Source organism: Methanolobus sp. WCC5 (genome assembly GCF_045690325.1).
Taxonomy (GTDB): domain Archaea; phylum Halobacteriota; class Methanosarcinia; order Methanosarcinales; family Methanosarcinaceae; genus Methanolobus.
Genome location: NZ_CP146981.1, coordinates 1289171 through 1302351 on the forward strand (window position 1 = coordinate 1289171; position 13181 = coordinate 1302351).

The 13181-nt window shown below is 41.4% G+C and carries 14 protein-coding genes; 9 read left to right on the forward strand and 5 right to left on the reverse strand.

Going from position 1 to position 13181, the window contains the following annotated elements:
- Positions 1-19: 19 nt before the first annotated feature.
- Entirely contained in the window at positions 20-667 is a 648-nt protein-coding gene (locus tag V7O64_RS06175; RefSeq protein ID WP_407357136.1) for a PEF-CTERM sorting domain-containing protein, read from the forward strand.
- Between the two features lie 120 nt (positions 668-787).
- On the opposite strand, the gene V7O64_RS06180 is transcribed toward V7O64_RS06175, so the two are convergent.
- Entirely contained in the window at positions 788-1024 is a 237-nt protein-coding gene (locus tag V7O64_RS06180) for a ferrous iron transport protein A (protein WP_407357137.1), read from the reverse strand.
- 224 nt (positions 1025-1248) lie between these two features.
- On the opposite strand from V7O64_RS06180, the gene V7O64_RS06185 reads away from it, so the two are divergent.
- The 3 genes from V7O64_RS06185 to V7O64_RS06195 all read left to right on the forward strand — a co-directional run bounded on the left by V7O64_RS06185 (position 1249) and on the right by V7O64_RS06195 (position 3640).
- Complete coding sequence (locus tag V7O64_RS06185; RefSeq protein WP_407357138.1) at positions 1249-2457, forward strand: peptidase U32 family protein; 1209 nt, start codon at positions 1249-1251, stop codon at positions 2455-2457.
- 236 nt (positions 2458-2693) lie between these two features.
- The gene (locus tag V7O64_RS06190) at positions 2694-3011 is read left to right on the forward strand and encodes a B12-binding domain-containing protein (RefSeq protein ID WP_407357139.1); all 318 of its coding nucleotides are present in this window, start codon (positions 2694-2696) and stop codon (positions 3009-3011) included.
- Between the two features lie 197 nt (positions 3012-3208).
- Positions 3209-3640, forward strand: a complete 432-nt coding sequence (locus V7O64_RS06195; RefSeq protein ID WP_407357140.1) for a nucleoside deaminase — start codon at positions 3209-3211, stop codon at positions 3638-3640.
- A gap of 2 nt (positions 3641-3642) precedes the next feature.
- Here V7O64_RS06195 and V7O64_RS06200 read toward each other — a convergent pair whose 3' ends face one another.
- A complete protein-coding gene (locus V7O64_RS06200) occupies positions 3643-5475 on the reverse strand; it encodes a PAS domain S-box protein (protein WP_407357141.1) in 1833 nt (610 codons plus the stop codon).
- Between the two features lie 264 nt (positions 5476-5739).
- Complete coding sequence (locus tag V7O64_RS06205; RefSeq protein WP_407357142.1) at positions 5740-7146, reverse strand: MATE family efflux transporter; 1407 nt, start codon at positions 7144-7146, stop codon at positions 5740-5742.
- A gap of 369 nt (positions 7147-7515) precedes the next feature.
- Here V7O64_RS06205 and V7O64_RS06210 point away from each other — a divergent pair, with 369 nt between their 5' ends.
- The 3 genes from V7O64_RS06210 to pspAB are packed head-to-tail and all read left to right on the forward strand — an operon-like array spanning position 7516 to position 9801.
- Positions 7516-8289: a GTPase gene (locus V7O64_RS06210; RefSeq protein ID WP_407357143.1), complete on the forward strand. Its 774-nt coding sequence runs from the start codon at positions 7516-7518 to the stop codon at positions 8287-8289.
- Between the two features lie 55 nt (positions 8290-8344).
- Positions 8345-9229 carry a zinc metalloprotease HtpX gene (gene htpX, locus V7O64_RS06215; protein WP_407357144.1) on the forward strand — a complete coding sequence of 295 codons (885 nt, stop codon included), beginning with the start codon at positions 8345-8347 and terminating at the stop codon, positions 9227-9229.
- The gene (pspAB, locus tag V7O64_RS06220; RefSeq protein ID WP_407357145.1) at positions 9229-9801 is read left to right on the forward strand and encodes a PspA-associated protein PspAB; all 573 of its coding nucleotides are present in this window, start codon (positions 9229-9231) and stop codon (positions 9799-9801) included. Before htpX ends, pspAB begins: the two co-directional genes overlap by 1 nt.
- Positions 9802-9840: 39 nt before the next feature.
- Here the strand turns inward: pspAB and pspAA are convergent, their stop codons facing one another.
- Complete coding sequence (pspAA, locus tag V7O64_RS06225; protein ID WP_407357146.1) at positions 9841-10119, reverse strand: PspA-associated protein PspAA; 279 nt, start codon at positions 10117-10119, stop codon at positions 9841-9843.
- The gene (locus V7O64_RS06230; RefSeq protein WP_407357147.1) at positions 10116-10814 is read right to left on the reverse strand and encodes a PspA/IM30 family protein; all 699 of its coding nucleotides are present in this window, start codon (positions 10812-10814) and stop codon (positions 10116-10118) included. The genes pspAA and V7O64_RS06230 overlap by 4 nt, the downstream gene beginning before the upstream one ends.
- A 209-nt stretch (positions 10815-11023) precedes the next feature.
- On the opposite strand from V7O64_RS06230, the gene V7O64_RS06235 reads away from it, so the two are divergent.
- Both V7O64_RS06235 and V7O64_RS06240 read left to right on the forward strand, forming a co-directional pair.
- Complete coding sequence (locus V7O64_RS06235) at positions 11024-11545, forward strand: NYN domain-containing protein (protein WP_407357148.1); 522 nt, start codon at positions 11024-11026, stop codon at positions 11543-11545.
- Between the two features lie 80 nt (positions 11546-11625).
- Positions 11626-13068 carry a dicarboxylate/amino acid:cation symporter gene (locus tag V7O64_RS06240; RefSeq protein WP_407357149.1) on the forward strand — a complete coding sequence of 481 codons (1443 nt, stop codon included), beginning with the start codon at positions 11626-11628 and terminating at the stop codon, positions 13066-13068.
- Positions 13069-13181: the final 113 nt, after the last annotated feature.

Below are 13181 nucleotides of genomic sequence, written 5' to 3' on the forward strand. Positions count from 1 at the left end.
TTTTAATCGGTGGTACGATATGAGATACATGAATCTGGAAAAAATATTCTTTATAATGCTTGCAGCATTATTTTTGATCGGAACAGCATCTGCTGTAACTTCAAGCACTATAAATGTAGAGATGATCGAGGATGCGGAATGTGATCTTGATGTATGGACATACGGAAATCCGGCTGTAACAAGCACGTGGACATCATATTTCAGTAGCAGCATCGTTGGCGGTACATGGACCGATGCTGACGGAAGACTTGCAGTGATCGATGAGAACGGTTACATGCTCATCAACACATTATATCCTACGAACTGCTTCTGCATAGTGTTTGCCAGTGACAGTAATGACGGATATGCAAGAGTATACGTAGACGATGTAGCTGTTTGGGAAGGGGACACCTGGGCTAATGTCGGACTTGGACAGGATATCAATGCGCAGAAAATAAGGTCTCTGAAGATCAGCGGACTGGAGAGCACTACCCACACTATCAAGATAGAAAATGTGGATGTAACATCACAGAATCATATTTGTACTACTGTTAATAACGGACATGTAACTGTATACAAATATGGATACGACTGCCCGGAAAATGAAATTCCTGAATTCCCGACAATTGCATTGCCTATAGCTGCAATACTAGGCCTTGCTTTCATATTCCGTAAAAAGGAAGAATAAATTATAAAATGAAGCCCGTCGGGCTTCTTCTTTTTCTGCCCGATCTCACTAATTGGATAATTGGATCACTTTTATTCGGCAATTGAATGGGGCTCAAAACGAGCAGAGAAAGAGTATATTTTATGCAGAACATTCCTGTACCATGATCTTTGAAGCCATACCCATACCAAGAGCATAATCGCATCCGTTCACGGAGACTATCAAAGAGCCATTGATACCTCTCTTTACTTTTAGCAGGGTGTTCTCTATAAAACCCATGGATCTGAGACGATTTAGCAGGCAGTTGCCTGCGTTGATGGAGATGATCTTGGTGTCTTTACCTTCAGGAATCATTGCAAGCGGTATGATAGGAGCCATTTTTTACCTCTTTGGTTTTATCAGGAATGATATTGCAGATAATGACTTTTCGGAATTCTGTGCTTCTTTGGTGCCGTATTAGGCAACACTAACATTCATCCGTATGACAAGATAGTGTATCATAGTATATATAAGTTCCCGGCTTCAAATAAAACTTGTCAGGAAGAAAAGCAAACTGGTCTTCAACACAAATGCTTTAAACATTAATATGAATCCATACTCCAATGTCCTTTAACAAAAGAAAGACACCGGAACTGGTAATGGGTGTAAGGAACCTGGCAGCCTTGAAAGCGTGCAAAAAAAATGCAGATGCTGTATATTTTTCAGTTGACAGATTCAGTCTCAGGTCAAGGGCACAGGAGATAAGTGCTGAGAAGCTTTCAGATTTTGTAGATGAGATCCATAAGAAAGGTATGAAAGGATATCTTGCAGTAAATTCCGTGATATATCCGGATGATATTGAAGAACTGGAAGAGGTACTTGAATGTGCGGCATGCGCAAATGTAGATGCAGTGATAGCATGGGACCCGGCAACAATTGTGAAAGCTGCTGAAAAGGGCCTGAAGATACACATATCCACACAGGCAAATGTGTCAAATAAATTAACAGCTGAGTTCTACAGATCATTGGGAGCAAGCAGGGTTGTACTCGCCAGAGAACTAAGCCTTGAACAGATAAAAGAGATAAAAAATGATACCAGTATAGAAATAGAGACCTTCATTCACGGAGCAGTGTGCCAGGCCATCTCCGGCAGATGTTACATTTCTGCATATATGCTTGGCAGATCAGGCAATTGCGGAGATTGTACCCAACCATGCCGCTGGGAATGGACCTTGCACTCAGACAACGGTGCTGTAGTAGACCTTAAAGGTAAATATCTCCTCAGTGCAAAGGATCTCTGTATGATCGAGCACATACCTGAACTCATTGAAGCCGGCATCGATGCCTTCAAGGTGGAAGGAAGACTCAGAAATCCCGGATATACTGCCACTGTAGCAGAATGTTACCGGCAGGCAATAGATAGTTTCAATAAAGGGAAGTATGATATGAAAACGATACTTTCTTTGAAAGAGAGAATGGCACTTGAGTATAACAGAGGTTTTTCAACAGGATTCTATTTCGGACATCCCGGGCCCGATAGTCTGGCATATGCTCACGACATGAATGCCTCCCCTGTAAAAAGAGAAGCTGTTGGTGTTATTACAAATTTCTATCCTAAAAGATCTGCAGCCGCTGTCAGACTTCTGGAACAGGGATTGGAGATAGGAGATAATATCATTATTGAAGGGAATACAACTTATCTGGAACAGGAAGTAAAATCCATGATCCACGAAGGTGAAAGTACCATCAGTGTTGACAGAGGTTGCGAAATTGGACTTGAAGTGAAAGAAACCGTCCGCAGGAATGACCGTGTATTCAAGATAAAAAGATAAAAACCTTAAGCCAGGAATCAATTTCAAGGCGTGGCTTTGTGTATATTACCTTTTTAGAGATTGCATTTCCATCAATTCCAGAAAAACATAGGAACTATATATTTCACTGTCAAATATATAATTCTAATAGATAAAGTTCTTATGAAAACAGAAAGTAGTGAACACTGGATGTCAGAACCATCCTGAAAACAAACTTCCTTATTTCAAAGAACAACGTCTGAGGATATGATAAAATAATGAATGTAAGCGATCCCATAAAGAGCGAGCTTATCACTAAAGCTAAAAATGCCGTAATAAATTCCAATGATGCCCAAGCAGCCAGCGTAGCAATGGAAACTATCAGTTCAGGCATAGATCCACTCGATATAATAGAGGAAGGTTTTATAGAAGGTATGAAAACAGTAGGTGACATGTTCGAAGAAGGCAAACTGTCACTGATGGAAATATTAATTGCATCAAAGACTATGAACAGGGGTATCGCAATACTTAAGCCTGAGGTTATAAACACACACGAGAATACCTGTTTCTTTGGGAACCTGATGCTGACTTTATAAAGATATGATTATAAGATATGATTAATGGATTAATGTAAATATCAGCATGCATAATCTGGCCTTTTACGTTTTTTCCTCATTTTCTTCATTTAGTTAATTTTCTTCATCTTGTTCATTTTCTTGCGGCAATGACAACAAAGGACATATATGAATGAAAATATAATATTAAATTCTAATCTAATCAGAAGAGGAACAATATGGATGAATTTATGCAACTTGCAATTGAAGAGGCAGAAAAGGGCCTGGAGGAAGGTGGAATACCCATAGGATCCGTACTTGTAAAGAATGGACAGGTTATCGGCAGGGGACACAACCGAAGAGTTCAGCATGGTGATCCTCTGGCACATGCAGAGATAGATTGCATCCGCAGTGCAGGCAGAATCGGGAAATACAATGCAACGGTGATATATTCGACCCTCATGCCATGTTACCTTTGTGCCGGAGCCATTGTACAGTTTGGAATAAAAAAAGTAATTGCAGGAGAATCGGAAACTTTTGATGGAGCCTCTGCGTTCATGAAAGAGCATGGTGTAGAGGTCATTGACCTGAACATAGAGGAATGCAAAGAAATGATGAAAAAGTTCATCCGTGAAAAACCGGATATATGGTATGAGGACATAGGCAAGTGAAATTATGCTTTTTTCACGGTTGCCCAGAACACACTGCCTTTTCCGGTAGGATTATCCTCAACACCGATCATCCCACCATGCAATTCAACTATCCTTTTAGCGATTGCAAGACCCAGTCCGGATCCCTTTACAGCTTTTTTCTTCTCTGCAAGACGTTTGAACCGGTCAAATATAAGCTGTTTATCTTTATCGGGTATACCTTCACCTGAATCTGATACCATTATCTTCCATTCATGACCAATATCCTTCACATCAACTGTGACAGTACTGTCAGAAGGACCATATTTAATAGCGTTTGAAATGAAGTTGGCAAAAACCCCGTCTATCAGCGGGTTCAATATGGCCGGACAAGAAGTATCCAGTTTGAGATCAAGTATTATATTCTTTGACTTAAGCTGGGGCTCAAAGTCCTCTGCAACATTGCGAATGATACCGGCAAGATCCATAGATTTGAATTCAAGTTCATCAATATCCTCAAGCCTTGAAAATTTTGCAGCTGACTCTATCATCTCTATAAGGCGGGATACATTGCTCTCTATAAGCTGGAGTTTGTATTTTCTCTTTTCATCGGCCTCTTCCTGCAGGAGCATATCAGTGAATCCTTTTACAACACCAGCCGGATTTAAAAGATCATGACGGAGTATGTCTGTAAAAAGATCTTTAAGTTCGTTCGAGCTCTTGAGCTGTGATGCATATTGGTTCAGCTTGGATTCCACATACTTACGTTCAGATACATCCCTCACAACAGATATGACCCCTGTGTCAAGGACAGCCATTGAAAGCTCCTGAAAAAAGCTGTTACCGTCTTTTTTCTTTCCAAGGAGTTCACCCTTCCATTTACCTTTGAAGAGGAACTCAGGAAATATCTCATTGTTAAATCTTTCAATTTCAGGATCTTCGTACAGGATCTTCCATTCTTTCCCTACAAGCTCATGCGGACCTTCATAACCGAATATGCGTGAATATGCATCATTGACATAAGTATACACGCCCCTCTTATCCATGATAGCCATCCCGTCTATGGAAGCTTCCATTGCCCGGGTATGTTCCTTAAGTTTTTCTTCGATTTTTTTTCTTTTAGTTATATCCTGGCCGGAATAAAGAAGCCCTTTCACTTTGTTATTTTCATCAACCAACGGTTTTGAATACCATGAAACAATCCGATGGTCTTCATTCTTTGTAACTACAGGACATTCATAATACTCCATATTGCCACTGATATCATCCAATGAACTGAAAAAGTGACTTTCCATGCCATGCCTTGATTCGACGGGGATGAATTGACCAAGCAGATTTTTCCCCAGGACTTCATCTTCCCTGTAACCCAATATCTCCAGGCCCCTTTTGTTAATAAGGACAATATCGCCATTCATGTCAAGGACCAGCATCATTACTGCTGCCACGTCAAGATAGTTCTGCGCCTGATCGCGCTCTTTTATAAGATTATCATGAAGGTCTTTTATGCGAAGTAAAGACTTTACCCTCATTTTAAGCTCGAGCCGGTCTACTGGTTTTGTAAGAAAATCATCTGCTTTAGCCTCTATACCCCTTAGACGATCTTCCCTCCCGGATAATGCTGTAACCAGAACCACCGGTATGAACTGAGTCTTTTCCGAGCTTTTTATCTGCTCACAAACCTGATAGCCATTTATACCAGGCATCATTACATCAAGAAGTACAATATCTGGAATGTCCCTGAACACAATATCCAGTGCTTCATTCCCATTATATGCGGAAATTACTTCATAATCCATCTGAAGGTAAGCCTGAAGCAATTCGATGTTCATTGGCTCATCGTCTACAACCAGGATCCGGGGTTTATCAGATAGTGTCATGATCAGTTGCTCAAACCGTCCTTTGGTATTATACGGAACCATAGGCCAGTATGGGGTAAGATTATCAGTGATTATTTTGATTGTTAGCAGTTAGCATACACAGACTTAATTATTTTGCAGTCGCAATGGCTTTTAGCGTTTACCTAATACTTAAACATTGCTAAAAAGAACAGAACCCTTATATTAGGCACCGGATTTTCGGCAAGCAGCCCGGATTTTGGAGTTGACCTTTTAATTTTGGAGTTAACCTTTTAAATTCAAAGCTCAATTTGTTCTGTTTAATGCACCAACATATAACCTTACCCATATGAATGGGATGAAAGAACCTACAATATGCCCCATTACAATACCCCACCAGACACCAGTAATCCCAAAACCTGAAATCGCCCCAATAAAAAATGCAAACAGTGGAGCCAGGATTAAAGAACGTAGGACTGTGGAGATCAGGGAATTAATACCCTTCCCTGTGCCCTGGAAAAGCGATGATGACATCATCCCAAGGGATATCATCGGATAGAAGATGCATAGTATTCGAAGGAAAACAGTCAATTCATCAGCTATGTGAGCAGACCCCTCAGACATCGTGAATATATATGCGATCTGCGGAGCCAGTATATATGTCAGCAATGAAATGGCCATCTCCACAAGGAAACCTGCTTTTGTTGCATAGATATGGATAAAGTCTATCTTTTTAAAAGAACGCTCGCCATATGAAAAACCTGTCATTGTAATAACTGCCGTTGCAATGCCTATCAATGGCTGAATAGCTATGGATGCTACACGCCAGCCTACAGAATAGACAGCAACCGCATCCGTGCTGTCCACCGACACAATTACAATATTAAGTAGTATAAGGGATAGAGCCATTGAAGAATGTTCAATTGAAGCAGGAACACCAACCCTGAAGATGTCAATAACAATGTCTTTTTCAAAACGGAAGCTCCTGAAATCAAAGGTGACATATGTATCTTTCCTGAGGAACAGCCAGTTAAACATAAAAACTGCAGACACAGCAAGTGAAATGATGGTAGCCCAGGCAGCACCTGCGATACCCATTCCAAGAGTATAGATGAAGATAGGGTCAAGTACCATATTAAGAACAGCACCTATTACCATTGCATACATTGCCCTTTTGGTATCGCCTTCACTGCGAAGGATACAGTTAGCCACATTAGTAAAGAAGATAAAGATGCTCCCTGCAAATATGATCTGTCCGTAAGATGTTGCAAGTTCAACTGTTTTGCCCGCACCCACAAGAAGGAAGAGTTCACGTGAAAAAAGATAAAAGGGAATCGTAAAGGCAATACACAGTAACAGCATCATTATCATCGAGTTAGTAGCAACATGATCTGCAGCGGTTTTATCCTGTGCACCCAGGCGCCTGGAAATTGCTGCACCTGCACCTATACCCAGACCATTGGAAAGTGCAATTGCTACAAAAAAGAAAGGAAAAACAAAACCTGTTGCAGCAAGCGCATCTGCACCCAGGCCGGATACCCAGAAAGTATCAACAAGATTGTAAAGTGTTTGTATGGACATTGCCAGGATCATAGGGAGCGAAAGCTTGATCATAGCTCTTTTGGGGTCATTCATCAGTGTTTTCAGACTGCCGTCCCCGCTTTTCTCCAGGACCCCCGGCTCTTCACCGATCTTGACTGATTCCTTGCTCATTTTTCTTCCTGCAATTTAAGAGAACTTACCGGAATTCCAAAAACAAAGGCATTGCAATTCACGGTTGATTCGATGTAATAGAGAGGTAGGGTTTTAACTTTGTGGTAAATGTCAGAGATTATATTCAAAAAAAACTATTGAAAAATAGCCGCATAAATGATTAGAAAACCAGTTCCACCTCATCCTTGCATTTTCCTGAAGCTGTTTTATGAAATCAGGTGCAAATTCAGAACAAAGTATGCTGGAAAGCATAGTCATCAGGAAAATAAAGTATGCCTATCAAAGGAAATATATCCTTTCAAAGGATAAGTGGGTACTAAATTCTTATGATTACTTAATTTTCTATAATTATTCAACGATGAGAAAAACATGGCCAGTCAGAAATTATTGGTAAAAGATGTCATAAAAAAAGCTGATGTCCTTCTTGAAGTGGTTGACGCCCGTTTTCCAGAAGAAACAAGGAACAGTGAAATCGAAAAGGAGATGTTACGTACTAAAAAGCCTTTTATTATCGTGCTCAATAAATGTGACCTTGTTCCAAAAGATAAACTTGAAAAAGCAAAGAGCCGTATGGCAAAAGCAGCTCCTGCCGTTTTTGTTTCCTCGAAGGAAAGGTTTGGGACAACAATGCTAAGACATAAGATACTTGAAGTTGCAAATATAAGGGACAGGGACATACTGGTGGGTTGCATAGGATACCCGAATACGGGGAAATCCTCTGTTATCAATGGTGTTGCAGGCAGAGGTAAAGCTTCAACATCTGCAATCTCCGGTCATACAAAAGGAGTTCAGCTAGTCAATGCCGGTTCACGCATTGTTTTCCTTGATACACCAGGAGTTATTCCTTTTGATGAGCATGATGAGTACATACAGGGACTGCTGGGTATAAAGGATTCGACTCACCTGAAAGATCAGATAGGGGTTGCCCTGAAGATAATCGAGAAACTGGTTGAGGAACAGAAAGATGTACTTGAATCCTTCTACAATATAAGTGCAACAGATGGGAATTCCTACGATATACTGGAGATAATAGGTATGCAAAGCAATTTCCTGAAAAAGAAGGGACAGGTCGATGAAACAAGAACTGCTATTAGAATAATCAATGACTGGCAAAAAGGATTGCTTCTGGCAGAAAAACCATGAGGCACAAACTGGGTTTCAATAATGTGCTTAAATAGAACTTTGAAGAGGGGCTGGCATGGTAGAATGGAAAAATGATCTGGGGCTTGAAGGGAGAATGATACTGACAATGTTCCTGCTGGCTGCAGTTTATCTTTTTTTCCTTGCCTTCCTCTCTACTGTCATGAATGCTTCCGCAGAGATCATGCTAGTGTTCATAGTACTGTTCATGGGAGTACAATACTATTACTCAGACAAGCTGGTACTCTGGACCACTAATGCAAAAGTGGTCTCAGAAACTGAAGCTCCACGACTTCATGAGACCATAACCCGATTATGTGTTGTTGCCGGTTTGCCAAAACCAACTGTTGCCATCGTAGATACTTCAGTACCAAATGCCTTTGCAACAGGAAGAGGCTACAAGAGCGCGGTTGTTGCTGTTACCACCGGACTGCTGAAAAGGCTTGACCAGAGAGAACTGGAAGCTGTGCTTGCACACGAGTTGAGCCATGTAAAGAACAGGGATATGGCAATTCTGACAATAGCCAGTTTCATTTCAACCCTGGCATTCTACATTGTCAGATACAGCTTCTACATAGGAAGCTTTGGCAGTGGCAGAAGAAACTCAAATGGGGCTTTGATCATAGTATGGGTCGTTTCCATATTAGTATGGATAATCAGTTTTCTGCTAATACGTGCCTTATCAAGGTACAGGGAATTTGCTGCGGACAGAGGAGCTGCAATGATTACCGGCGAGCCTGCAAACCTTATATCAGCACTTAGGAAAATAAGTGGAACAATTGAAAAGGTGCCTGCCGAAGATCTGCGTAAAATGGAAGGAATGAATGCCTTTTTCATCATACCGGCAGTATCAGGTTCCTTAATGAACCTTATATCTACACATCCGACCCTTGAGAAAAGGGTTGCAGCCCTTGAAAAGATACAGAGGGAGATAGAACTCTGATGGGTATTCGCAGCATTATAGATTCCATGCTTGGAAGAAGCAGGTTGCCGGCTGCAAAAAATGACAGACTCTTTGCTATATCTACAGCATCGATAACCCTGGAAATGGACCTTAACATAAAACCGTCATCATTAGCCAGGATATGTTTCAAGTCCCTGGGAATGACAAAATACGAATCAGCAAGGGAAGAAATTGAGCAGCTTCTGCAACTTAGTACCCCTGAGACGGGAACTGAATTCAGTATTGAGAAAGATGAATACAATTTCCTCTGGGTGATACTGAAAGACAGGGACTTTGAAGATCTTGTGACAACCATACACATGATCTCACAGACCCTAATTGAACATGGTTTCGGAGAACATATCCTCTGTGCAGTTTACAGGTTCCAAAGCAACGGACCCGTATACTGGATATATAATTTCAAACAGGGAAACTACTATCCCTTCGTACCTCAGGGAAAGAACAAAAGGGACAATTCCATGGAGTTCAGACTCAAATCATTGATGGAAAAGGAACTGCCAATAGAAAAGGATGTGGGGAAGTGGCATCCCCTTTGGAACATGCCGTTTTAGGCACGTGGACTTCTTTTCTTAGAAATCGACTGTCACCATTCAATCCTCAAATATCCCGACACCTGTAAAGATTTCCTTCGCCTCTTCCATGGAAAGGTCCTCAGGAGGGACGATAATATCTGATTCAATGATATCTGAATCATCCAGTTGTTTTCCATTTGATTTTATCTTGTCTATAAGTCTGGAAAGCTCTGCCTTGAATTCCTCTTCATTTTCCACGGAGACAAGTTCAACTATTCGGTTATCTATAGCGTTGAGTTCGTCAAAAAGACTACTTGGGACTTTATACTGTCCCTCACCGACTATCCTTATTATCATTTACCCGCCTCCTTCCTGAGTTTCTCAAGTTCGAGATCCACGCTTGTAGCAGAGTTTATTTTTGCAAGCTCCTGCTCAATATCATCACCACTGCTAGTGAAGTCATCAAGTGTGCCTACAGCTATCAGTTCATCCAGTGCTGATGCACGGGCTTTCATCTGTTCGGTCTTGTTCTCAGCCCTTTCTATAGCCAGACCCACGTCTGCCATCTCTTCGCTTATACCGGAAACGGATTCATTTATCTTCACCTGAGCTTCAGCTGCAGAGTACTGGGCTTTAATGGTTTCTTTCTTTGTCCTGAAAACCTCGACTTTAGTTGATAAACGCTTCTCAGCTGCAACAAGTTTCTCCTGCTCCTTTTCAAGCTCTGCTATCTGCTGGTCAAGACCCTGTGCCTGAATAACAAGGGTACTTTTTCTCTCAAGTGCCATGCGTGCCAGATCCTCCCGGTCCACTTTGATAGCTTCCCTTGCCTGAGTGTCCAGTTTATCCATACTCTGGGTTAATTTAGCTCTCTGCAATTGAAGTCTCTTTTTGGATGTTGCCACATCTGCAACACCTCTTTTGACATTCTGAAGCATATCAAGCTGTTTCTCATAAGAATAATCCAGTGTTTCACGGGGGTCTTCCATACGATCTATCAGTTTGCTCATTTTTGATTTAACTACAGTTCCCATCCTGTTGAATAATCCCATGTTATTCCTCCTGATGAACTTCAAATAAAGATATAAAGTCCTATATGGGATAAATGCCTGTCCCATTCAAGAACAGAATCATGCAAAATAGAGAACATTCATACGTAAAAATAAGTCAGATGAATCATTATGGATAAAAGATACCTGAATAACAAAAAAGGATATGAATAAGAACAAAGTAAAAATATATAACCTTTGATGGAGAAGAGATGATGTCCAATTCACATAACAACGAGCAGAATATATTCAGGAGCCAGAGGATTGCAGTTTTTGCTGATGTCCAGAACATGTTTTATTCTGCAAGGAACAATTATTCTGACAGCCGACTGGATTATGAGAAATTGCTTGCAACAGTACTTAAGGGCAGACAACTTATAAGAGCCATTGCCTATCTGGTAGAAGCAGAGGAAGTGGATCAGTCAGGATTCAAATACCAGTTAAGGAATTTCGGATGGGAGATAAGGACAAAACAACTTAAGATCCGACCGGATGGTTCTACAAAAGGAGACTGGGATATGGGAATAGCCATCGATGCCATTGCAATTTCTGAAAAAGTTGATACTGTTGTACTTGTGAGCGGAGATGGTGATTTTACGGCACTTGTCAATCACCTTAAAGCCTGCGGAGTACGTGTGGAGGTCCATTCTTTTGAAAGGAACACTGCTGCAGAACTAATCAGTTCAGCTACCGAATATTATCCTATTGATGAGAGCATACTGCGCAGAAAGTGAAAGAATAATCGGTCATAGTATTGATAATAACAGATATTGGGAAGAACATAAGAAGTTAACATTTAAATTATTTTACTGTTATGTCAGGCAGATATAAGTTACCGGACCCTCTTACACTGATCCACCCACGCTCATTGAAGCATTTGAGCTTTCATCTTCATGAACTAGTAAAGGGTAGATTATGGCTGAAGATATTGATAGGGATGATGCTGGGTATTCTTACCGGTCTTGTACTTGGCCCTTCTGCCGGATTTTTGAGCAAGGAACTATCATACACCATTGGTGAATGGCTGGCACTTCCGGGTTATATCTTCCTTGCACTCCTCCAGATGATCGTTGTGCCTCTTGTTTTTGCGTCAATCATACGGGGGATCGCTGCAGGTGAGGACATGGAACAACTTAAGAAGATAGGGCTTCGGACTGTCGGATATTTCCTGATTACCACTGCAATTGCAATTATAATCGGACTGAGCCTTGCACTGCTAATAAATCCCGGCACTTATATTAGCAGCGAACTTGTCCAGGATACTATTGTAACAACGGATACAACACAGAGTGAAAATGGTGAGATCGGTACACCTGATGTTGCTGCACTTCCAGGGATGATCACAACGATACTGCCTACAAATCCACTTGGAGCACTTGCCACAGGACAGATGCTCCAGGTTGTTCTGTTCTCCATAATCATAGGTGTAGCTCTGGTTTCAATGCAGCCGACACAGTCCAAGCCAATGCTTGAGTTATTGGGCTCTTTGCAGGAGGTCAGTATGACTGTTGTCCGCTGGAGCATGTTACTGGCCCCAGTTGCAGTTTTTGGACTCATATGCAAATTCACAATAAATCTGGGGCTTGATGCATTGATGGGAATGCTTGTCTATGTTGCTACAGTACTGATGGGACTGCTTTTGATGTTAGGCCTCTACATGCTGATCATCCTGGCTGTGACAGGAAAGAATCCGCTCATTTTCCTGAAAGAAATAAAAGATGTATTGCTGCTGGCTTTTTCCACATCCAGTTCTGCAGCAGTAATGCCACTTTCCATTAAGACAGCTGAAGAGAATATAGGGGTCAGACCATCCATATCACAGTTCGTCATCCCGCTTGGAGCTACCATCAATATGAACGGGACCGCACTTTACCAAAGTATAGCAGCTGTATTTCTTGCACAGGCATTTGGAATTGACCTTGGTTTTGGGGAATTGCTGTTGATAATGATAACTGTGGTAGGAGCTTCAATAGGCACACCTTCCACGCCGGGAGTAGGGATTGTAATCCTGGCTATGATCTTAACCAGCGTTGGAATACCCACCGCAGGTATCGCACTGATCATAGGTGTTGACAGGATACTTGATATGAGCCGTACTGCAGTCAATGTTACCGGGGACCTTGTCACATGTGTGATCATGGATAAATGGGTCAGTGGAAGGAAAAGCACTACCGATGAATTCATAGAAGTAGCAAAACATGAAGCCCAAAGAAGAGTTATCGGAGAAGATGTAATAATCTCACCTAAAAACGAATAAGAAGCCTGATTATTCTAGTATCGATCATCGGGAATTCTGCTGTACATGCGCGGTGAGCTTATCACGGTTTAGACAATCGGGCTGCAGAACTATGAAGGTATCTGCAACTAAAT